Raw genomic sequence first — 22,629 nt, 5'->3', positions numbered from 1 at the left:
TAATTTAGATAACTTATACATCAGCCATATTGCTGGGGGTACTGCTGTGTTGATTTGTTTTTGGGATATGAATAGAAAATAAAGTGCCCTTTTGTGCTGCCGATTCGATGGATATACTGCCTTGAAGCGCCTGCACCCTGCGTCGGATATTGTGTAAACCCATGCCTTCCTGCAGTGCGGTATCGGGCATCCCGATGCCATTGTCTTCGATAATAAGGCTATACTCCTTACTATACTCATTCAGCAAAATGATGACCTCAGTTGCCCGGGCATGTTTGAGTACATTATGCACAATCTCCTGGATAATTCTGTAAATATTCAGCGACTGGTTTGCATCCAGTGCACCAAAGGTGCCATAACCATGAAATTCAAACTGTGTCTCCGTGCCGGATTGGATCTGTTGCAAAAAATGTTTTACGGCCTCCTTAAGCCCTAAATTCAGTGCATTGGGCAAGAGGTTATGCGCTAGCCTTCTTAATTCTACAGCCGTCTCATCGATAATGTCTTTCGATTTAGTATAAGGTTCGGAAGATGCAATTTCGGGAAACCATTGCGATAAAGTGATCAGATAACCTTTTGCCCCAGCCAGCTGGCTATTTACACCATCATGAAGCTCCTGGGCCAATCGTTGTCTTTCCGCTTCTTCGCCGATCAATACGCTTTGCAGGCGTTCTATTTCACTATTCCTTTTCAGGAGTTTTTGTTTGTTGTTATTTCGTATGTAAGCAAACACAAGGAAAGATAAGATGATAAAAATGGTGAGCGCACTCAGTGCAATCCATAAATTCTTATGTGCGATTTGCTGGCGCTGATCGGCAATATGAGATTGCTTCTGCACGATTTCTTTATCCTTCTCCAAGGTTCTGTATTTCGTTTCCATTTCCTGTACCTGCAAAGTGATGTCCTGTTCATGCAGGCTGTCTTTAAATCTGTGGTACTCCTGCGACAGGCGGTAGGCTTGTTGGTCATTGCCGAGCGCATGCGCCAGCTCCGACTTTTTGGCCAGTAAAAACATCTTCTCTTTGGGAATGGTTTCTGCATGTTCCCAGGCGAGATCAAGATAAGCCTTAGCCTGGTCATATGCTTTTAATTGCAGGTAGGTATCTCCTATGATGCCATATAAAGATACCTGCTCAAAAAGGCTCACATCTTGTTTGGCCGAAATTTGTTCCGCCTCCTTTAGCTTTTGCAATGCAGTAGGGGCTTTTTCAAGATAGAGATTGATGCTACCGGCATTGATCAGAATGGTAAACAATAGGCTCATATTATGCGTGCTCCTGGCGATTTGAGCGGCGGTATCCAAAATAATAAGTGCCGCAACCCTTTGTTCTTGGTTATTTAAGTTGACCGCTTTATTCAAAAGAAGTGTCGCCAACAGGGGCAAGTCCTTTTGTTGCCGGGCATAGATAATAGCTTTATCAATATAATAAACGGCTTTGTGATATTGTTTTTGTTGCGCCATAATGGTCGCGAGGTTGCTGTAAGCGTAGCTGGCGGGCATGACACTAGCAGAGTGTTTTTCCGAGAGCAATGCGGCCTGTTGATAATAATAGGCAGCCTTCTCAAAATCAGATTGGTAATTGTATACATTTCCGATCCGGTTATGTACAATACCTAAATATGCGGGATACTTTTCTGCCAATAACAAAGCCTGTTCCAGTTTGCGCAGGGCGATATCATATTGTCCTTTCCGGGCATAAGCCAAGCCCAGTTCTATACCGGATACAAGCATTCCTTTTTCAAAATGAAGTGCCCTACTGCTGTTGTAGGCATAGCTAAGGATTTGGAGTGCACTATCAATATGATTACTGTTCTTTCCTGCAGTTATTGCCCTGGTTATGCCCGCGGTGTCAAGGGTAGACACAAGCGTAGGGTTGCCCTCGCTTTGTGCAAACACATGATGGCTCGTTACGAATAACACGATCAATAAATAACATCTAAAAAAGAATCTGCTCATAGTACTTACCTGCCCTTCTGGCGAAAACCCTTATGTTTTCGGAAGGTACAAAATTAAAAATACGAAAAACGAAGATTGTCATTTCACCGTCTTTTTTTCAAAAAAGAACATATAATAAAAAATGAAAACAAGTAGTTCTACTCTATTATTTTAGAGTAGAGTTGCGCATTTAAATGCTGTATGCCTACATTAATTTTGCGATAACACCACTTTGTGCGGTGAGCAATTAAGAGACTCTTTAAGGGTCATTTTCTCAACATCTTTAATTCATTATATGCAAAAAATTAGTGTACTCCTGCTGTGCCTGCTCTTTACGGCACTTTTTCCGCTAAACCTGATGGCGCAGCAACAGGAATTTGATTGGAATGTGCAACACAGTGCCCGCAGAACGCAGGGTAGCTTTGATATCCGACATATCAGAACCGATAAACAGGGCAATATTTATTCATTCGGATTGTTTGCAGACAGCATGCTGGTTGGTGGCGTATCGCCACAGCTTTTGATAAGGGGAGAACAACTGACCTCGGGTTCGGGCCAGTATGAATTTGTCATTACCAAAATGGATAAAGATTCTAATCTCGTCTGGATGAAAAAATTTGATAAAAAAATCTATAAACTCAATCACGTGTATAATGCACCGGGTGCTGCAGGTATGGTGATCGATGATAGTGCTAATATCTATGTGGCGGGTTCTTTTCCCGGTACAATTGACGTAGATCCGGGTGCCGGCACACATTTATTAGAAGCAAAAGACAATACACTGGTGATCGCAAAAGATGCTTTCGTCGTGAAATTAAACAAAGAGGGGGAACTGGAGTGGGCCAAACACATGACTAAAAATGTAACGCCTTTTGTATCGATCTACAATCGTGCTGCAGACATCAACCTTAATAATCTGGAGATGGACAAAAACGGCAAACTCTATGTATCCGGTTTTGTGATGGAAGCGCAGGCGGGAGACAGTTTGGTCTTTGATCCTACAGGAGCCAATTACCTCAAAACATTTAGTAATACTGTTCCAAGAAACCCGGGTATGTGGTTTCGTTTAGATAAGGAAGATGGTTCTTTGGAAAAAATGCAATTTACAAAAGGCAACAATATCGGGAATATGATGCGTTTTAAAATGATTCCTGACAATGATGGCCATATCTATGCAACAGGTTATATCAGCGATACATTCGATTTGAGCTTTGATAACAATACACCATACATGGTGCATCCGCTGAATATCGGAAGCCTGGCCTACAACTCTTTTGTGGCCCGGTACGATACAAACGGAACAGCTTTGTGGGCACATGTTTTTGAATCAAAAAGAAGTATCGCCAGCGATGTACAGGTAGATACCAATCGTAATGTAGTCGTCATCGGTTCTTTTCAGGATTCTATAAGAATACATGATAACGGAATATACACTAACAGCTATATACAAAGCAGCGGTGCTTATGTAGCTAAGTATAATCAATCCGGAAACCTGGTATGGGAAAATGTAGTGAACCTGAATCAGCCGACCGACCTGACCTACGATCCTGCAAAATTAACTTTAGATGCGTTCGGGAATGTTTATGTATCCGGTACGGTAGAAGGAAGATTTAATGCTGCGGGTGTTACTTTTCAGACATATACCCACGCATTTGTGCGCAAATATAAGAGTGCGGGTGCCATAGACTGGACCATGCGTTTTGGCAGTGTAAGCCCGCTGATCAGTTCAGAGCGCCTTAATGCGAATGTCGTTTATGTAGATGCTTCTAACAACCTGTATACTGCCGGTATGTTCAGAACCAATCCGTTTAATATAGACCCTTTAAGTACTGCGGGTCATATCGTGGCGCCGAGCAGAAGTATAAACTATTTCGCGGCCAAATATACCTGTGTAGATACTTCTACCACCAACCTCACCATTAGTGCTTGTAATGAGTATGTTTTGGATGGTGTCACCTACACCCAAAGCGGACAATACTATCGTCACTATTGGAGTGCCGGAGGTTGTGATAGTGTGGTTAATCTTGACCTGACCGTAAATAACATACTGGAACCTTTTATCACGGTTAATAATTTTGAGCTTGGGGTAACCAGCGCTTATCAAAGTTATCAGTGGTTGTTAAATGATACAGTGATCATCGGCGCGACACAAAGTACCTATACCGTTTCCCGTAATGGTAATTACAAAGTGGTCGTCACTACTCCAGAAGGATGTTCTGATACATCAGAAGTGTATGCCGTAACCAATGTAACTTCTTTGAAAGATGTATATGGGGTGGCCACTCAAATCAAGATCTATCCTAATCCTGCCGTAGATATGCTTTATATCGAAAGCCCGGTTGCCGTGCAAACGGTGCTGACCAGCGTAGAGGGCAGGGTGATGATCCATACAAAAAATCAAAAAAAGGTCAATCTGGCTACTGTCGTTCCGGGTATATACTTCCTGAAAATATTGGATAAAGAGGGTGGCCTGATTAAGGTGGAAAAAGTGATTAAAAAATAGGAACGAGCGGCATCAGGATTCGGGTTTTCGCCCGGATCCCTTGTGCCTTATAATAAATTCAAAACCCTAAAGATGTTTGTACTATGAGGCTGTTGTTGTTTTTAGGATTGCTATGGGTCAGTACGATCGGTTATGGGCAGACCTTAACCATAACCAATGCGGATGGAAGTGCGATAATAGGAAGATATTGTTATGCCGATACCGATTATCAGCTATCGGGGCAGCCTGCTGGTGGTACCTTTTCCGGATGTGGCATCATGCTGAAAGAAGGACGATGGTATTTCAACCCGGTTAAAGCGGCACAAGGGGTTACCGTATTTCCTTACCAATGTGTGCTCGTGTATACCGTAAATGGCCAGTCGATTAGCCGCAGTATGCTGGTACAAAAGCCCGTAGTCGTCAGCCCTGCGTTGCAAGACACCGCGACCTGCGACGGAAGCTTCACTGTAGAGGCCAAGTTACTGTATGCCGGAGCTTACAACTATTCCTGGTCTCCTGCAAACCTTCTGGAACGCAGCGATACCAGTCTCGCATCGGGTCATATTGATCAGACACAGCAATTCATTTTTACCGCGCAGGATGTGTCCAGTGGCTGTTGGGGGAGTGATTCGCTTCGGGTACGCTTAAGTCCCAAACCGGTATTGCGTATCAGCCCGGAAGATACCACCATCACCGCAAGACAGCCGGTGTATTACAAGGCAGAAGGCGCCTTATACTATTTATGGACCGATGCCTCCTGGCTGAGCGATAAATTGATTGGCAATCCTGTGGCTTATCCGCAGGAGTCGGTACAATATACCCTGATTGGGATTAATGAATACGGTTGCCGTGATACCGCTACCGCTCGTGTAACTGTAATCGATGGGATGAAAATACCCAATGCTTTTACCCCAAACGGAGATGGTAAAAATGATGTGTTCAGGATTGCAAATGTCGGTTACCAGGGGGTAGAAGAATTCAGGATCATCAACCGCTGGGGTCAGGTCGTTTTTGAGACGATCAATGGCACCGATGGATGGGATGGTCAATATAAAGGACAGCCGGCAGAGATGGGTACTTATTTTTACAGTATTCGTCTACGGTTACTGGATGGCAGTGTGAAGGTTTTTAGAGGAGATTTGGTTTTAATAAGATAGGGATTATGTTTATCAGAACAACAAAGGCGGCATCATAGGCCGCCTTTGTTGTTTTTTATTGTCGTGTGGGTAGGTATCTATTTATAAACTACCCGTTCTGCCGCCATCTACCGGGATACTTACGCCGGTAAGGTAAGCCGCTGCAGGGGAGCATAAATAAGCCGCGAGCGATGCAATTTCTTCGGGTTGCCCAAAACGCTTCATCGGAATCTCCGAAATCATTTCCTGGGTCACCTCAGCCTTATCGGTACCTGTTTTAGATACCTTATTATCAATGATGCCCGAGAGCCTTGCTGTCGCCGTAGCGCCAGGCAATACATTATTGACCGTAATGCCAAAAGGAGCCAGCTCATTGCTCATGGTTTTTGCCCAGGAAGCCACCGCTCCCCGAATGGTATTAGAAACACCCAGGTTCTTTAAGGGTATTTTTACAGAAGTAGAAATCACATTTACAATCCGCCCATAAGCCTCTTTTTTCATAGAAGGTAATACGGCCTGGGTCAGGAGTTGGTTACAGATCAGGTGTTGCTGGAACGTAGCTAGGAATGCTTCCGGTTGTGCATCAACAATAGGGCCGGCAGCGGGTCCGCCACTGTTATTGATGAGGATATGTACCGGTTTTTGTGCCACATAAGCCGTCACTACTGCGGCTACATTTTTATAATCACTGTAATCGGCAACGAGGTATTCATGTACTTGTCCTTTAGACTGATCTAAAGTCGCTACTGCCGTTTTAAGGCTGGCTTCATTACGGGCAATCAGCGTGCAGCTCGCACCTAATAAGGCCAATTCAGTCGCAATTGCTAAACCGATACCTTGAGTACTGCCCCCTACCAGGGCTCTTTTATGTGTTAAATCGAGATTCATAATCTTGTATATTAATGGTTAACCCTGAGGGTGTAATAAAGCATTGAGTTTTCCGACCAGTTCTTTGAGTAATTCACTGTCGCTTTTATTTGCGATGTTGATGCCCACCGTTTTTAAGGCAAACTCATTGAGCAAAGCAATAAATTTATGTACCGTTGTTAACTGAAATTGTTTGGCATAAGCACGGTAATAATATAAAGAACGGCTCTCCGGGTTATTATAATCATCCGGTACGGAGTAGCAACGGTAAATCCGGTCGGCAAAGGTATAGAAAGTGGCCATCAAAGCCGGTAGCGGAGCACTTTTAGGATTAGCCACAAAGTAGGTGAGCATACGGCTCATCCGCACCTTATCGTTGCTGAAAATCACTTTGGGAAACTCCATGTAATTATATTCCCTGCTGATGCCGATATACCGTTCCACCATTTCGGGGCTTAATACCGACAGGTTAGGTTCATTGATCTGTACCTTTTGCAGTTCGTTCGTGATCTTTTGCAGATCGTTACCGAGATAACCGGCCAACACTTCTGCCTGCTCCGTTTCTACCTTAAACTGCTGCATGGCTGCATACTGCTGTATCCAGCCCGGAATATCCTCTTCCGTCAGGCGATGGCTTTTGAAGACAATCCCTTTCTCTTTTATCGGCTTTAGCCATTTATCCTTACTATTGGTATCCTTGCCCCTGTAGTCGATCACGAGCATAGAGGTGGCCGATGGGTTTTCTAAATAAGGGATCATCAGGTCCATCTGGCGCAATTGGGCCGCTTCTCTCAGGATCACAATCGTATGGTCGGCAAACATAGGAAAACGGCTACAGGCGTTTACTACGTCGCTCCATTCGCTATCTTTACCATATAGAGTAATCAGGTTAAAATCCTTCTGGTCTGCATCCAGGATCTGATGATCAAAATAATCCAGCAACAGGTCGATATAATAAGGTTCGTCTCCTTCCAGCAGGTAAACGTTTTTAAACTGTTTCGATTTTAAAACAGCCATTAACCGGTTAAATTCCCCCAGGGTATCTATTTTTTCTTTCGTCGCCTTGGCCATTGCTTACAGATATTTGATCATTTTGATATGAGGAATGCCTACTTCTTCAAAGATATCGCCTTGCGGTTCATATCCTGATTTTTCATAAAAAGCACGTACCGGATTGCGGGCATGCAGGGTAAACATGGTATAGTTTTTTTGACGGGCAAAGGTCTCTGCAAATGCAAGTAGCGCCGCGCCAATTCCTTTCCCCTGGTATGCCGGGGCAATGGCCATTTGGCGTAATTTCCCCTTTTGTACATCATTGGGTGCTAATAATAAGCAACCTACAATGTCCGTTCCGTCTTTATAAATGAAGATATGTTCGTCAATCTCTCTGCTCAGGTCTTCATCATACAGGTTAAGTCCCAAAGGAGCACGCAGAACCGCCTGGCGCAGCGACAGCACTTTCAGGTAATCGGGATGTTGGCTTCTGATGATTTCGATGGGAGCGAGAGACATGAATTAATATTTAGTTTTAGGTAAAGAGTCCAGTATATTCAGGTAGCTTTCATAGCGGGACACACTGACCTCTTCGCCCAATACCGCTTTTACCGCACAGTCCGGCTCATTAATATGCAGGCAATTGTTGAACCGGCATTCCGGTAATTTGGCGCGCATTTCCGGAAAATATTGTGCCAGTTCGTACTGGTCTATATCTACAATCCCGAATTCTTTTACACCCGGTGTATCGATAAGTTTGCCTTCATTTTCCAGCCGGTACATTTCCGCAAAGGTAGTGGTGTGCTGTCCTTTACCGCTCCAGTCAGAGACTTCCTGCACCCGGAGGTCCAGGGCGGGTGACAGGGCATTGATCAGGGTACTTTTGCCCACACCAGAGTGGCCGCTTATCAAGCAGGTTTTATGTGCAAGATGCGCTTTAAGTGTCTCAATGCTTTCCGGATCAGTAGCCTGTACCGTAAATGTTTTATAGCCGATCGTTTCGTAAATCCGTTTTCTTTCTTCCCATTCCTCTACATAATCTGCAGTAATGAGATCCGCTTTATTGAATATAATGGTTGCCGGAATATGATAGGCCTCTGCCGTAATCAGGAAGCGGTCTAAAAAACCGTTAGACGTGCGCGGATTATGAATAGTCGCCACGACAATGGCCTCATCAATATTGGAAGCCACAATATGTTTGTGGTGCCGGTTATGGGGAGATGTACGCACCATGTAATTACGGCGCGGGTCGATAGCGGTGATCATGGCTGTATGATCCACATCATTCTCCGGTTGCAGGGTTACTATATCGCCCACCGCGATCGGGTTGGTCGATTTGATTTCGGTATCTATCTTGAATTTACCCCGGGCTCTTGCCGACCACACTTTGCCGGAATCGTCTATTGCTGTGTAGAAACTACCGGTAGACTTATATATTACTGCTTTCAAATAGGGGTGCATTATTGGAGCCTTTTACGCTTCAGGGTAAACAAAGTAATCTGCCAGAATATGGCGGTAACACTTAAAAAATAAATAACATCTTTGGTATTGATAACCCCGCGGTTAATGGAATTGTAATGGGCATCCATACCGATTAATTGTATGTAATAGTCAGCTCCTCCGGCAAAAACAGGCATACGGCTGATCGCCTCAAAGCCGCTGTATAAAAGCCAGCAAAGGATTACAGCCAATAAAAATCCTACAATCTGGTTGTCGGTGAGTGTGGAGGAAAAAATACCGATTGCAACAAAAGCGGCAATTAATAGAATAAGTCCTACATAAGCACCTGCAATCGCACCAAAATCCAGGGTGGCATTGTCGATGGCCAGCCAGTTGATCGCAAATACATAGACAAGGGTAGGGATCAGGGCAATCACCACCAGGGTGAAGGAAGCCCAGAATTTACCTCCGATAATCTGGTGCAGGGTCAGGGGCTTGGTAGACAGCCATTCAATGGTGCCTCCCTTAAACTCATCTGCAAAAGAGCGCATCGTAACGGCCGGGATAAGAAAGAGTAATAACCAGGGGGTCAGTTTAAAAAACTGCTCCATGCTGGCATAGCCATAATCCAGGAAGTTGGAATCGGGGAGTACCCAAAGAAACAGACCCAGGACGATAAGGAATACGAAGAGCACTGCATAGCCCACAACAGAGCTTAAAAAGGCACTAAGTTCTTTTAAATAAATACTTTTCATTAATTGGAATATCTGTCACAAAAATATAAAAAACAAAAGGAATCACCACCGGAGATTCCTTTTGTTTTCAGAAAGGTTTAAATAGCCTTAAAAACGGTACCCAATATGGAAACTAAATTGCCCCATTGCATCAATCCCCATATTATAGGTCTGATTGGTACTGCGATCTTTGTATCGATTCAGATACATAGGGCCTACGCCTACTTCAAGCCCAATATTTAATTTCCGGTTTAAGTTGAATTGTAAATAGTTATTCACCATAATACCCATTCTCAGAAAGTTACCGTTTGAAAGGCGGTAAAACCCCGTATTGTTGATATCATATACATCGCTCTGACCCGTAGCCGCGAATAAAGAGGCACCTAAGGCGTAGCTTACCTTTTTTCTCTGGCCGGCCGGATAAAATTTTATCCCCGGGTTAACGAGAAAGGAATAACCCCTGTTATCTCCGTTGTAGGAGGTGTAATTGTCAAAGTTGCTATTCCGGATTCCCAAAGAAAGAGGCAGTGTAAACCCGATCCTACCATTTGCATCCAGAATTCTTTCATAAGAAAGGCCCAGGCCTACGCCCTCGTTAAATATAGTCACCGGCATAAGGCGGACTATATTTTTTCCGTCTATTGCCGTTTCTGTCTTTAGGGTCGTGTTTTTTTGCTGTGCTGTTGCGCCCAAGCAGATTGTGGATACTAAGATCCCTAATGCAATGTTCCGATACATCGTAATTGTTTTAGTGCTTAAAACCGGTATCCGATATGAAAACTGAATTGTCCCATAACATCAATACCATAATTGGTGGTTGTATTCGTATTATTATCTTTATACTGATTTAAGTACATGGGACCTATGCCCAATTCCAGGCCGATATTTATTTTTGGGCTCAGGTTAAACTGTAAATAGTTATTGACCATAATTCCGGTTTTTAGAAAACTGCCTTCAGTATAGTGATAGATCCCCAGATTATCTATACGATAGCTGTCGTCTGTACCCATAGCTGCAAATAAGGAAGCGCCGATGGCATAAGTCACTTTTCTTTGTCCTGAAGGGTAAAACTTAATACCCGGATTAACCAAAACCGTATAATTCATCCGCTGATCATAACTTCCCGTGCTGCCATTATAAGAGTTGTTTCTAATGCCTAAGGAGACCGGGATATTCACCCCTACCTTGCCGTCTTTGTCGAGAATCCTTTCGTAGGATAAACCCAGACCTACACCATCGTTAAACACCGTAAGGGGCATGATACGAACTATATTCGCACCGTATACAGGCCTCATTACAGTAGTTCTTTCCTGGGCCGAAGCCGTTAAAGCCATTGCAGCACTAGCCGCGATTAATACACATTTTTTGTACATAGTTTTTGTTTTAGATTGTTTAGAATCGATATCCGATATGAAAGCCGAGCTGAGCCATGACGCCAATACCCGTATTCCTGCTTGTGCTCGTTGTACTTTCCGTGTATTGATTTAAATAAGACGGCCCGACACCTAATTCTAATCCTATATTTGCCTTTGGTGATATATTAAACTGCAGGTAGTTATTAATCATAATTCCTGCTTGCAGCAAGTTGCCCTCCTCATAGCGATACATACCCCGGCGGTAGTAATTACCGTCATAGGTACCTAAAGCGGCAAATAAAGAAGCGCCTAAAGCATAGGTCACCTTTCTTTGTCCGGTAGGATAGAATTTAATGCCCGGGTTAATCAAAAAGGTATAATTCATTTCATTACTCGGGGTTGCCAAGTTATTGTATTTATTTTTAATGCCTATAGACATGGGAATGTTGAGTCCTACCTTACCGTCTTTGTCGAGAATCCTTTCGTAGGATAAACCCAGACCTACACCACCGTTAAATACGGTAAGGGGCATAACACGCAGCATATGCGCACCGTATGCAGGTCTGATTACGGTTGTTCTTTCCTTAGCCGAAGCAGTAAGGGTGATTGCGGTAGTAGCCGCGATTAATACACATTTTTTGTACATAGCTTTTTGTTTTGGATTATTCAGAATCGAGATCCTAAATGAACGCTAAACGGTGCTGTTGCAGATGCTGCATAGTATTGTATTTCCCCATTCTATTTTTTTATCATTTCATACAGCCGGGTGTATACTCCGGTTTCATCCCGAACTTGAATTTCGTGTTTTAGATGTTGTATGATCTTAATAAGCATTTTTGCATCTTATCTATTGGCACCATAGATAAGACGTAAAATCGGGAGCCAGCCTTAGTAATAGCCCGTTTCTTTTAGCCTAATTCATTGTCGTCCTTTTTTTATCGTATTTCCTATGATAAACGTGTTCTGTTTTTTAAAAAGTATGGGCGTACACTGCAAAGATAAAAATAGGATCTTTAAAATCAAGGCTGTATAAATCCTTGGCTAAAAATCAAGGTGTCGGTCGGTCGCAAACCGAACTCGCTGCGCTCAGACAATGGTTTGCGCCTTTATCGACCGAGCCAATGATTTTCTTAACGCCGGATTTATAAGGCCGGTCCTAAGCGATCTGTTCTGTACGCATCGCTTATTGTTTTCATCATAGTGATAGCAATTTTGTATTGAAGTTGCGATTTTTGAGCCCTGAATATTCCCTTTATGCGAATAAACATATAATAGTATACTTATATTCAATACAAGCAGCACTTAATACTTATGGGTATTAAATAAAAAAATGCATACCGTATGTATAATCATACATACGGTATGCATTGTGTCGAATAATTTTTTCCTTAAAAGTAAAGATTACAGGAGATGCGCTATTGCCAGGCTCCCAAACAGCGCTTATACATCGCTACCGTATTTTGCAAGCCAAGGTATAAAGCATCACTAATCAGCGCATGCCCTATGGATACTTCCAGCAAATCGGGGATTTGCTGCGCAAAATAAGCAAGGTTATGCAGGTCTAAGTCATGGCCGGCATTTAAACCGATGCCCAGTTCTTTGGCTGTCTTAGCAGCGGCCAGATAGGGGGCAATTGCCCGAACTTTATCCTGATGAAAATCTTTGGCATAAGCCTCCGTATATAATTCTACCCGATCCGTACCACAATCTTTTGCGGCTTTCACCATATCACTTAGCGGATCTACGAAAAGTGATACCCTGATATTTTCTTTTTGAAACAGGGAAATCATATCCTTTAAAAAAGACTGTTCCCTGATCGTATCCCATCCGTGATTGGAAGTCAACTGATCAGTAGCATCAGGTACAAGCGTTACCTGTGCCGGTTTATTGTCCAGGACCAGTTGTACAAATTTATCCTCTTTGGGATTGCCCTCAATATTGAATTCGGTATGGATGGCTGCTTTCAGTTCAAACACATCGGCATAGCGGATATGCCGCTCATCCGGACGCGGATGCACGGTAATGCCATCGGCACCAAAACGCTCACAATCCAGGGCTACCTGCAAAAGATTAGGATTATTACCGCCACGGCTATTGCGTAGCGTGGCGATCTTATTCACATTTACCGATAATTTGGTCATAGCAATGCTTTAAAAGAAATTGGTCAGATAAGGATAGCGGATTTCATAGAGCTCTTTTACCTTGTTCAGTAAGGTCTCTCTCAACAATTCGATATTAGACATTTCCAAAGCAGAAATAAACAACGCATTGCCATGCGTCAGGTTATCCCATCTGCGATACAATTGTTTGAGTAATTCCTCTTTCACATCTTCGGTCAGAAACTCATCAAAAGTTTGCTTAATGTATTGATCCATTTTATTAAAGATCAAAACAATTGGTTTATCGAAGGCACCGATTTCCTGAAGGGTTTTGTCCACCACGCCAATCTGATCCTCATATTTGGGATGAGAGATGTCTACAACATGAAACAGAATGTCCGCTTCGCGTACCTCATCCAATGTAGATTTAAAACTTTCTACCAAATGGTGGGGCAACTTGCGGATAAATCCAACTGTATCACTCAACAGGAAAGGTGTTTGGTCAAAGACCACCTTACGGGTAGTGGTTTCCAGAGTAGCGAATAATTTGTTCTCTGCAAATACATCCGATTTGCTGATTACCTTCATCAAAGTACTTTTGCCGACGTTGGTATACCCTACTAAAGCAACCCGGATAAATTCCCCTCTTTGCTGGCGCTGCGTTTGCGATTGTTTGTCAATCTCAGACAGGCGTTTGCGCAATAAGTTGATTTTGTCTTTTACGATACGACGATCCGTTTCAATTTCCGTTTCCCCCGGGCCACGCGAACCAATACCGCCTCCCTGGCGCTCCAGGTGACTCCACATACCCCTTAGTCTGGGTAAGATGTATTGATATTGTGCCAGCTCCACCTGTATTTTAGCCTGAGCGGTTTTCGCTCTGCGGGCAAAAATGTCAAGGATCAGATCGGAACGGTCAATTACTTTAACCCCAACCTCTTTTTGGATATTGCTGATTTGCGAACCGGTCAGTTCATCATCAAAGATCACTAAACCGGCATGCTTCATTTTTACATAAGCAGCCACTTCCTCCAGCTTTCCTTTACCAATAAAAGTGCGGCTATCGGGATGGGGCAATTTTTGTATAAACTTCTTTATCGTCCGGGCTCCTGCTGTTTCCGCCAAAAAGGCAAGCTCATCCAGATACTCCATTACCTGTGCTTCCTTCTGGTCTTTTTGGATCAGTCCTATCAACACGGCATCTACTTCTTCGTCCAGTATATTTTTATTTTCTATCAAAATCTATGAATTTTTTCAAATATGAATTTATGCAAAATTAAACTTTCTCCCTAAAAGCCCAAAATAAGCCTGTATGCTAAGGGTTAAGGATAATTTAAATTTAAGCAATCGTACTACTTTTATACTCCTTTCGGATCACAAGTGCGATCACAAGTCCAAAGATCAGTATGGTACTGAGCATCGAAATATAAGGAGTTGCAAAGGGGCTTAAGCCTTCATGAAGCCCGAAAGCCAGCAGGCCGTATAATAAGAATTTCAGGCATAAGTTTTTCAAAGGCAAGATGGCAGAGAGCGGTCGCTGCAGGAGCACCGTCATCTTGTATAAATAGTATCCCGCCTGTATATAGGTGCCTAAGACAAAGCTCAGGGCGATGCCCGGCAGACCCATCAATCTGTATAAAGGATACACCAATAACAAGGTTGCTACGACATCCAGCACCACACCGGTGTTGATGATGTCGCCACGTTCGTATTTCTGAAAGATGATCGTATAATTCAGCATCCGCAAGGGAATGACGAACAAAGAAGCCACAAAGATGGGTATGGAGGGAATATACTTGTTGGAAAAATAGCTGGTGATAAACTCGTAATGGAAAAACAGGAAGAAAAAGAAAATAGGAAAAGCAAAGTTGGATAAGGTTCTGGCGAGGTTGTTCATAATAGACAACTGCACCCCAACATCATTTTTTTTATTTCTTGAAAATTGCATGAGTGAGGCACTTGATACCGCCGAAAAAATAATGGGCAATAAGGGAATGGGCGTGGATCCGTTCGAATAGATCGCAGAGGTAGACTCATCCAGTAAGATGGATACGACAAACTTATCGACATATACCATCAGTATTTGCGTCATGTCGAAAATATATAAGTGCAGCCAGAGCCTTTGGTAATTTGCTTCTTCTTTTTCTATTTCCGCATCTACGGGCACCTGCTTATCTTTTCGCAGGAAGGCAAGGCTGATGAGCAGCTTCACCGCAAAGAGCACACACAAGCTCCGGAAGAGCTGTTCTGCATTAAAAGGGGCTCCAGATAACTGTTCAAAATGCAGGTACAGGTATACGATAAGGTAGCCGATATTAATGAAGAGGATCTGTTTGAATTTCCTGAAAATGATCAGTGCAGATTCTGCAATAATGCATAAGGTATTCAGTAAGATGAAGGCCAGGGAAATGGTAAATGAATGCGCATAGTGATGTTGCACGAGGGCGAATGCTAGGCTGCCACTAAGCATCAGCCCCGATAAGATAAAGTAATGCCTTCGCTTTACTTTGCGTAAAAGCCCGGTTAGGCGTTCTTTCGAATAGGTAAATATAAAAGCGGCAATACCCAGTCCTGCAAACGCATTAAAGGCATAAAATCGGTTCCAGTAATTGGTATACCGTCCGTAGTCAGCAGTAGAGAGTTGGTGCGAAAAATAATAAGAAATCAATATCATCGCCAGGGTGCTGAGCAGCCTTATGGAAAAGATAAGGAAAGAATCTTTATAGATAATCTTATTTAGGGTTTTGTCTTGCAAATTCTAAGCACTTTTCTTTGTCCAGGTATTTGATCACCTTAGCCGGATTCCCGGCAATTACACAATAGCCTTCTGGAAAACTTTTGGTTACGATAGCGCCGGCACCCACTATAGTAAACTCCCCCAATTCCACACCGGCCAGCACAACGGCCTGGCTGCCGATCCAGCTGTACGCCCCGATTTTTATGGGTGGTGCGGCAGAGATGATTTTGTTGTCGATAAAATCATGGTTGGAAGAGAGCAAACTTACATTAGGGCCGATATTCGTATAGCTGCCCACTTCAATACCATTGCTGGCATTGATATAATTATTGGGCGAATCGCCGGGAAAAGTTTCTTTTCCTACCGTAATCCGCTCTCCGCTTCTGATGGTACTGGTGAAATGCACCGGCCATTTTACCGAAGTATTTTGCCTTAATATCTTTCTGAATAACAGATCGGTGAGGTAAAAGCTGAACGGCTGTTGTTCGCTCCAGCGAAAGAGTTTGCGGATCAGTCTTTTCATCCCTTTTTATTTTTTCAATACAGAGATCGCCACACAGTTGTCTTCTTTCGTTTGTTGAGAGAATACAACCATATAAACACCGGTAGTCGCCGCCGTAAATTGTTTCGATACGACTGCGATATTTTGCTTATCTCCTTTTCCTTTTTCCCTAACCACGTTTTTTACATTATTGTCCACCACATCCAGCTGATATTTGCTTGCATGTGCGCCAACCACGTAATTGACCTGATAGGTTTCCCCCTGTACCACATCAATCTTAAAAGGGATCATCGCCTTGCTCGGAATATTTTCAGAGTTAAAATAAACCAGTTTATATTTTTTGTCTTCCCATTCCTTGTCTATAGATACCAGTTTGCCATGTACTTTAGCGTCCCTGCAGGCAGGAGCTTTGGGGCTTGTTGCTTTTTGTGCAAAACTCAGCTGACATCCCATAAAAAAAACGATCACTAGGCCAAATATTGTGCGCATAATAAGATTATGATTTTAATACAGCGAAAATACTGAAATTTGCCATACCAGATTCATTTATCCTATGGCAGGAATTTATATTCACATCCCTTTTTGTAAACAAGCGTGTAATTATTGTAATTTTCATTTTTCTACCTCTTTACGGCAGAAAGATGAAGTCGTTGCGGCCATTTGTAAGGAGCTGGTCTTGCGCAAAGACTATCTTTATGAGCAGGTGGTGGAAACCGTATATTTTGGTGGCGGTACCCCTTCCTTACTTGATGAAGGATCATTGATGCAAATCTGGGAGACTATTTTTAAACATTATCCCAAAATAGCCCTTAAAGAAGCCACACTGGAAGCGAATCCGGATGATATGAGCCGGGATTACGCACAGATGCTGCGCCGTACACCGACCAACCGCCTGAGTATGGGTGTGCAATCTTTTTTTGAACAGGATTTACGGTTTATGCAAAGAGCACATACCGCTAATGAAGCTGAAACGGCCATAAAAAGGGCGCAGGATGCCGGCTTTGATGACATGACCATCGATCTGATCTATGGTACACCGGGCCTGACCAATACCTCCTGGAGAGAAAATATGTTGAAGGCAATTCAGTTTCAGATACCGCATATTTCGGCCTATGCCCTGACGGTCGAAGAGAAAACACTACTCGCGCACCAGATTGAAAAAGGAAAAGCACCGGCACCCTTAAACGAACAGGCGGCACAGCAGTTTGAACTCATGGAAGAAATGCTGCCCATGGCGGGATTTGATCATTATGAGATTTCCAACTTTGCCCTGCCGGGAAAATATGCCCTGCACAATACTAATTACTGGAAAGGAGTGCACTATCTGGGTATTGGCCCTTCAGCACATTCTTTCAACGGGCATAGCCGCCAGTGGAATGTGGCCAATAATAGTTTATATGTAAAAGGGATCGAAACGAATCTACCCAATGAGGAACTCGAAATCCTTTCTCCGGAAGATCAGATCAATGAGTATATCCTGACTTCCCTCAGAACCATGTGGGGCATTGATATGCATTATGTAGGCAATCGATTTGGCAAGGAGATAAAGCAGGCATTAGCCGCCAAAATGATTCCCTTTTTATTAGGGCAGGTACAACAAAAAGACGAACAATATACCCTGACTAAAGCCGGTAAATTGTTCGCCGATGGCATTGCTGCCGATTTATTTTTCTAAGCCTTAACGCGCACTACTGCTGTCTGCAAAAGCTGCGGGTGTGCCTATTTTCAGTTGTACGCTGGAATCTGTCGATGGCGGCGGTGCCGGCTCTGCTTTATTCTCTTCTACAGGGCTGTCCATTTTATTCCACTCCACCAGCCACTGGCCATCAACCTTTACCAAGTTGATCTTTTGCTCTATGTCATTGTCTGAAGTCTTGTAAAAATACGTGGCCCGGTCGCCTTTTTCTTCCCCTTTCCCCATTATCACTTTTATATTCTGGGCTTCTTTGACAGAAGCTTCGGGTAAGCCCGTGGCAAATTGGGAAATCGTTTCCAGTTGTACACGGCTTGTTTTGGTAGCCAAAGACATGGCAATTTTAAAATCGCGGTGATGAAAGGCATTGGCAAAACGTTCGGCCACATCCTTAGAGGAGTCTTTTCTGCAACCGCCCAGCAACAAAACGATGCCCAACAGGAGTCCTGATATATATTTATTCATATGTTCTTACGGTAAATAAAGAGCAAAGGTAATAAAATTGCCTTATTCGTAGGGCAGATATTGAATCATCCTCACCCGGTCGTTGTGACTGAGGTTATCAATGCTCCAGTATTGCTTACCCAAGGTGTCGGTCGCTTTTAATCCGATCTGAGGTACACTCAGCAATAAAGCCTTTGCGACCATTTCGCTGCAATATAGTTTATCATCTGTATGTAGATCAAACTGCATATCGAAAGGGATCTTTTTCTGATAAAAGCTGTCCAAGACCATTTGCAGGCGCTGCTGCTCTGCCGCACTCAGCTGCATGCCGGCATAACCGATGGCTATATTATTTTGTGGCGCATAAAATTGCTCCAGTCGTTCCTTTTTTATCGCTTGGTTGGGATCGCTTTCGCTGCCAATGCTATGGTATACCCAGCAAGTATCTGCACTTTTAAACACAAGACCACAATGTGAAAAACGCTGATCCCTGAGGTTTAGTTGCCGCAGCATATTGCTGGTCATATCATTGCCGGCGCGTAAAACGATATCGCCATCCTGCAGTATAGCGGCAAGGCTGTCTATCGGGATTTGACGCGCATGAGATTTCTTTATTTCCGGACTGCGCTTTTTGAAGTATGCAAGGCTAGCTGCAATCGACAGACCGCAGAGCCCCATTAGAATCCATACACGCATTTTGCCCATGACCCGCAAAACTATATTATATTAGCTAGATACTAAGCTAAATTGAAGCACTTCCGGCGAGGATATTTTCTGTTGTGTGATCATCGAAGGGTGGGATTGCCAAAAAATGGTTTTCTTTGTGCCACAAAATCCCTTTTTATGTCCCTTGGTCGTTTGCATTTAATCCCCGTGCCTTTAGCAGAAGAAACTACCCATACTATTCCGGAACAGGTACAGCAACAAGCCTGTCAGCTGAAATACTATTTTGTAGAAAACATTCGTACCGCAAGGCGGTTTTTAAAAGCCTTCGATAAAACGGTGGTGATTGATGAGATTACCTTTTCTGAAGTCAACAACCAACAGTCGGCCAATATCAATCAACTCAAACAATGGCTGCAAGCCGGTTATGAAGTAGGCTTGATGAGTGAGGCAGGTTGTCCTGCAGTAGCTGATCCGGGCAGCAACTTAGTGGCCGCAGCGCAGGAAATAGGCGCCGTGGTCGTACCCCATATCGGCCCTAGTTCAATTTTATTAGCGCTGATGGCTTCAGGCTTTAACGGGCAGGGTTTTCGTTTTGCCGGTTACCTTCCGGTCAAAGAACCGATGCGGAGTAAAGCCATCAAAGAATTAGAAGCCCTGGCAAGCCAAAAACAGGAAACGCAGATTTTTATCGAAACACCTTACCGGAATAATCCTCTGTTAGAAGAGATCATCAAATCCTGCCATCCGCAAAAAACCAAACTGTGTATCGCGGCAGATATTACCGGGGCTACAGCAATGATCCAAACCAAAACGATCGGGCAATGGGCCGCCGCAAAACCCGATTTACATAAACGGCCCACCATCTTTTTAATCCATCCGGCCTAATCGTAACTTATCGATACATCGCCATTGATGGGGAAGCCCATACAAGGCAAGGTGAGACCATCTTCCATATCTTTATGGGTCAGCACCTCGTTGTACTGTAGCCAGACTTCCCCTTTGCGGATACGTGCCGTACAGGTGCCGCATTGCCCCGACTGACAGCTATGGGGTAGGGGCAGACCTGCTTTCAGACCCACCTCCAGGATGGTATCGGGATATTGTACCTCAAGGGTCGCTTCCTGGGTACCGATGCGGTAATGCACTTGATGTGGGGTCTTATCTTCCGGAGCCACAATCATATCATCACTCATCGTTTCAAAGTACTCCATATAAAATTGCTGCGGTACAACCCCTTCTGTAAATAAAGTGATCTTAACTGTATCCATATATTCCATCGGACCACAGGTATAAGCTAGGATGTTTTTCCAATCGGCTTGCTTGTGTTGTGCCACCAGCTCGCGCAACCAAAAGCTGCTCAGGCGGGCTTTAAGCAGATTCTTATCGCTGCTGAAGATAAACTCGATTGCCAGCCGGTCGGCATAGCTTTGCTGTAAGGTTTGAAGATGCTTGTAAAATATAGTCGCCGCAGGCGCAGCATTGCTGTAGGCCAAAAATATTTTGATACCGGGATGTTCGAAGAGTAATTGCTTCAGAAGGGCAAATACCGGTGTGATGCCGCTACCCGCAGCAAAGAGAAAGACCTGCTCTATGTTGCTGAGGTCTTCGGGCAAGACAAACCTCCCGGCAATATTGACCAGAGAAAGCGTATCACCGACTTGATAATGATCATGAAATAAGCGCGAAACATTACCGTTTTCCATTGCTTTTACCGTAAAGGCCATTCCCTCCTTCGGAATAGAAGAAAAGGAATAAGAGCGATACTCGGTATTGTATTTTTGAGGGAAAGCCAAATGAAGAAATTGCCCTGGTTTATAAGGAAGCAAAGGCCCTTCCGAAGGTTTCACATAAAATGTTTTTGCCTGAGGTGTTTCGGGTACAATACGGTCAATGATAAGAGATGTATACGGTTCCGCCATGAGGATCCAAAATGTTTTTACAAATATAGTCGATTGATTTGGTCGGCATTCTTTTTAAAGAGGGATAAATGGTCCTTACCGGGCCGGTTTAGAAAAAGAGCGGTCTTCCTTATTTTCTTTAAAGCGGTGTTGATACAAAGTAAGCGTACAGTACCGAAAAAAACAGTAGAAATCCAGTACATTTGTTTGGCCGATTTTAAAAAATGATTATGAAGAAATGTATACCGCTATTAGGATTGATGATTGTACTGACTGGATTAATGTCTAGACTATACGCGCAAGCTGATTCCGTGATGGCCAAAAATATAAGTAATGAAATTATGCTGCATGGAGCAGCCTATGATAACCTCAGGGTACTGTGCAAGACCATCGGACATAGGCTCAGCGGAAGCCCGCAGCAGGATAAAGCGATTGCCTGGGGCAAAGCCCTGTTGGAACAATCGGGAGCAGATAAAGTATGGTTGCAACCGGTAATGGTGCCCAAATGGACGCGCGGAAAAGAATCTTTGCGCATTAAAAATGAGGGTAAATGGATCAGTATTCCGATGCTTTCTCTAGGGAATTCGGAAGGAACGAACGGAAAAACACTTAGTGCCGAGATCATTTATTTTGATAATATGGATGCCTTAAAAGCGGCGCCGGAAGCAGCCGTAAAAGGGAAAATAGTTTTCCTGAACTATGCTTTTCGCCAGGACTTTTTAAAAACATTTGATGCCTATTCCGATATTGCGGCTTATCGTTTTAACGGGGCCAATGTAGCGGCTAAAAAAGGTGCTGTGGGGCTCATTATTCGCTCCCTTTCCACGGGATTGAAAGATGTGCCGCATACCGGCTCTATGCGCTATGAAGACGAGGTACAGAAAATACCTGCGCTCGCAATCGGGAATTCGACTGCCGCCGCTTTGGGAGACTGGTGTAAAAAAGGAAAGCCGGTTGCGGAACTGCGGTCAGAGTGTGGCATGAAGGAAATGGTCATGGCTTATAATGTGATCGGAGAATTGCAGGGAACGCAGGAGGGGTATCTTGTGGTTGGTGGCCACCTGGATTCCTGGGATGTAGGGGAAGGCGCGCAGGATGATGGCGCCGGTTGTGTACAGTCTATTGAAGTATTGCGTACCTTGAAGAAACTCAATATTAAACCGAAGCATACGATAAGGGTAGTCTTATTTGCCAACGAAGAGAATGGCATGAAAGGTGGCCTGGCTTACGCCGATAGTGCCAAAGCTAAAAACGAAAGGCATATCCTTGCTCTCGAAAGTGATGAAGGTGGCTATACGCCAAGAGGTTTTAGCCTTAAAATGACGGATGCCGACAGAGCAACCATAAAAACATGGAAAAATATTTTCTTCCCGATGGGTGTGTATGATTTTGAGGAGGAAGGTGGTGGGGTAGATATCGGTCCCTTAGCCAAACAAGGCTGCAGGCTTGCCGGCTTAATGCCCGATTCTCAGCGTTATTTTGACATGCACCACAGCCAAAACGATGTGTTTGAAGATGTCAACAAAAGGGAACTGCATCTGGGTGCGGTGGCGATGACTACTTTTATCTATATGGCCGACCAGTATTTTGACTAGTTTATCATGATTATTCTTATAAAAAGGGGGCTGCGCGCCGAAGGCGCGCAGC

The 22,629-nt window shown here is 43.8% G+C and carries 22 protein-coding genes; 5 read left to right on the top strand and 17 right to left on the bottom strand.

Going from position 1 to position 22,629, the window contains the following annotated elements:
* Positions 1–13: 13 nt before the first annotated feature.
* Positions 14–1,921 (bottom strand): sensor histidine kinase, encoded by a 1,908-nt coding sequence (locus tag DBR32_RS10875; protein ID WP_158605962.1) that lies wholly within the window; start codon positions 1,919–1,921, stop codon positions 14–16.
* Positions 1,922–2,231: 310 nt separating this feature from the next.
* Here DBR32_RS10875 and DBR32_RS10870 point away from each other — a divergent pair, with 310 nt between their 5' ends.
* Positions 2,232–4,439 carry a T9SS type A sorting domain-containing protein gene (locus DBR32_RS10870; protein ID WP_124636363.1) on the top strand — a complete coding sequence of 736 codons (2,208 nt, stop codon included), beginning with the start codon at positions 2,232–2,234 and terminating at the stop codon, positions 4,437–4,439.
* 83 nt (positions 4,440–4,522) lie between these two features.
* Positions 4,523–5,575 carry a gliding motility-associated C-terminal domain-containing protein gene (locus tag DBR32_RS10865; protein WP_124636362.1) on the top strand — a complete coding sequence of 351 codons (1,053 nt, stop codon included), beginning with the start codon at positions 4,523–4,525 and terminating at the stop codon, positions 5,573–5,575.
* 81 nt (positions 5,576–5,656) lie between these two features.
* On the opposite strand, the gene DBR32_RS10860 is transcribed toward DBR32_RS10865, so the two are convergent.
* The 13 genes from DBR32_RS10860 to DBR32_RS10800 form a co-directional block, all read right to left on the bottom strand.
* Complete coding sequence (locus DBR32_RS10860) at positions 5,657–6,442, bottom strand: SDR family oxidoreductase (RefSeq protein ID WP_124636361.1); 786 nt, start codon at positions 6,440–6,442, stop codon at positions 5,657–5,659.
* 18 nt (positions 6,443–6,460) lie between these two features.
* On the bottom strand, positions 6,461–7,492 hold the full coding sequence (gene holA / locus DBR32_RS10855) for a DNA polymerase III subunit delta (RefSeq protein ID WP_124636360.1): 1,032 nt from the start codon (positions 7,490–7,492) through the stop codon (positions 6,461–6,463).
* Positions 7,493–7,495: 3 nt separating this feature from the next.
* On the bottom strand, positions 7,496–7,933 hold the full coding sequence (locus tag DBR32_RS10850; protein ID WP_124636359.1) for a GNAT family N-acetyltransferase: 438 nt from the start codon (positions 7,931–7,933) through the stop codon (positions 7,496–7,498).
* 3 nt (positions 7,934–7,936) lie between these two features.
* Complete coding sequence (gene rsgA, locus DBR32_RS10845) at positions 7,937–8,863, bottom strand: ribosome small subunit-dependent GTPase A (RefSeq protein ID WP_124636358.1); 927 nt, start codon at positions 8,861–8,863, stop codon at positions 7,937–7,939.
* 11 nt (positions 8,864–8,874) lie between these two features.
* Positions 8,875–9,609 (bottom strand): gliding motility-associated ABC transporter permease subunit GldF, encoded by a 735-nt coding sequence (gene gldF, locus DBR32_RS10840; protein ID WP_124636357.1) that lies wholly within the window; start codon positions 9,607–9,609, stop codon positions 8,875–8,877.
* Positions 9,610–9,696: 87 nt separating this feature from the next.
* Positions 9,697–10,326: a hypothetical protein gene (locus DBR32_RS10835; protein WP_124636356.1), complete on the bottom strand. Its 630-nt coding sequence runs from the start codon at positions 10,324–10,326 to the stop codon at positions 9,697–9,699.
* A 17-nt stretch (positions 10,327–10,343) separates the two neighbouring features.
* Positions 10,344–10,961: a hypothetical protein gene (locus tag DBR32_RS10830; protein ID WP_124636355.1), complete on the bottom strand. Its 618-nt coding sequence runs from the start codon at positions 10,959–10,961 to the stop codon at positions 10,344–10,346.
* 19 nt (positions 10,962–10,980) lie between these two features.
* On the bottom strand, positions 10,981–11,589 hold the full coding sequence (locus tag DBR32_RS10825; RefSeq protein ID WP_124636354.1) for a hypothetical protein: 609 nt from the start codon (positions 11,587–11,589) through the stop codon (positions 10,981–10,983).
* Between the two features lie 769 nt (positions 11,590–12,358).
* Positions 12,359–13,084 (bottom strand): pyridoxine 5'-phosphate synthase, encoded by a 726-nt coding sequence (locus DBR32_RS10820; protein ID WP_124636353.1) that lies wholly within the window; start codon positions 13,082–13,084, stop codon positions 12,359–12,361.
* 9 nt (positions 13,085–13,093) lie between these two features.
* Positions 13,094–14,281 (bottom strand): GTPase HflX, encoded by a 1,188-nt coding sequence (gene hflX, locus DBR32_RS10815; RefSeq protein WP_124636352.1) that lies wholly within the window; start codon positions 14,279–14,281, stop codon positions 13,094–13,096.
* 100 nt (positions 14,282–14,381) lie between these two features.
* The gene (locus tag DBR32_RS10810) at positions 14,382–15,797 is read right to left on the bottom strand and encodes a lipopolysaccharide biosynthesis protein (protein WP_124636351.1); all 1,416 of its coding nucleotides are present in this window, start codon (positions 15,795–15,797) and stop codon (positions 14,382–14,384) included.
* Positions 15,775–16,302 carry an acyltransferase gene (locus tag DBR32_RS10805; RefSeq protein WP_124636350.1) on the bottom strand — a complete coding sequence of 176 codons (528 nt, stop codon included), beginning with the start codon at positions 16,300–16,302 and terminating at the stop codon, positions 15,775–15,777. Before DBR32_RS10805 ends, DBR32_RS10810 begins: the two co-directional genes overlap by 23 nt.
* Positions 16,303–16,308: 6 nt before the next feature.
* Positions 16,309–16,770 (bottom strand): hypothetical protein, encoded by a 462-nt coding sequence (locus tag DBR32_RS10800; protein ID WP_124636349.1) that lies wholly within the window; start codon positions 16,768–16,770, stop codon positions 16,309–16,311.
* A gap of 64 nt (positions 16,771–16,834) precedes the next feature.
* Here DBR32_RS10800 and hemW point away from each other — a divergent pair, with 64 nt between their 5' ends.
* Entirely contained in the window at positions 16,835–17,956 is a 1,122-nt protein-coding gene (hemW, locus tag DBR32_RS10795) for a radical SAM family heme chaperone HemW (protein ID WP_124636348.1), read from the top strand.
* Positions 17,957–17,959: 3 nt separating this feature from the next.
* On the opposite strand, the gene DBR32_RS10790 is transcribed toward hemW, so the two are convergent.
* The gene (locus tag DBR32_RS10790) at positions 17,960–18,439 is read right to left on the bottom strand and encodes a DUF4878 domain-containing protein (RefSeq protein ID WP_124636347.1); all 480 of its coding nucleotides are present in this window, start codon (positions 18,437–18,439) and stop codon (positions 17,960–17,962) included.
* Positions 18,440–18,481: 42 nt separating this feature from the next.
* Positions 18,482–19,123 (bottom strand): YiiX/YebB-like N1pC/P60 family cysteine hydrolase, encoded by a 642-nt coding sequence (locus tag DBR32_RS10785; protein WP_124636346.1) that lies wholly within the window; start codon positions 19,121–19,123, stop codon positions 18,482–18,484.
* A 138-nt stretch (positions 19,124–19,261) separates the two neighbouring features.
* On the opposite strand from DBR32_RS10785, the gene DBR32_RS10780 reads away from it, so the two are divergent.
* Complete coding sequence (locus DBR32_RS10780; RefSeq protein WP_124636345.1) at positions 19,262–19,969, top strand: SAM-dependent methyltransferase; 708 nt, start codon at positions 19,262–19,264, stop codon at positions 19,967–19,969.
* Here the strand turns inward: DBR32_RS10780 and DBR32_RS10775 are convergent.
* Positions 19,966–21,003, bottom strand: coding sequence for an iron-sulfur cluster-binding domain-containing protein (locus tag DBR32_RS10775; RefSeq protein WP_124636344.1), 1,038 nt, complete (start codon positions 21,001–21,003; stop codon positions 19,966–19,968). The genes DBR32_RS10780 and DBR32_RS10775 overlap by 4 nt on opposite strands.
* Before the next feature lie 209 nt (positions 21,004–21,212).
* On the opposite strand from DBR32_RS10775, the gene DBR32_RS10770 reads away from it, so the two are divergent.
* Positions 21,213–22,577: a M20/M25/M40 family metallo-hydrolase gene (locus tag DBR32_RS10770; RefSeq protein ID WP_124636343.1), complete on the top strand. Its 1,365-nt coding sequence runs from the start codon at positions 21,213–21,215 to the stop codon at positions 22,575–22,577.
* The last annotated feature ends 52 nt before the right edge of the window (positions 22,578–22,629 follow it).

Origin of the sequence: Taibaiella sp. KBW10 (assembly GCF_003852495.1) — a bacterium.
Lineage (GTDB): Bacteria > Bacteroidota > Bacteroidia > Chitinophagales > Chitinophagaceae > Edaphocola.
This window is presented reverse-complemented; position numbering and strand designations above follow the sequence as displayed.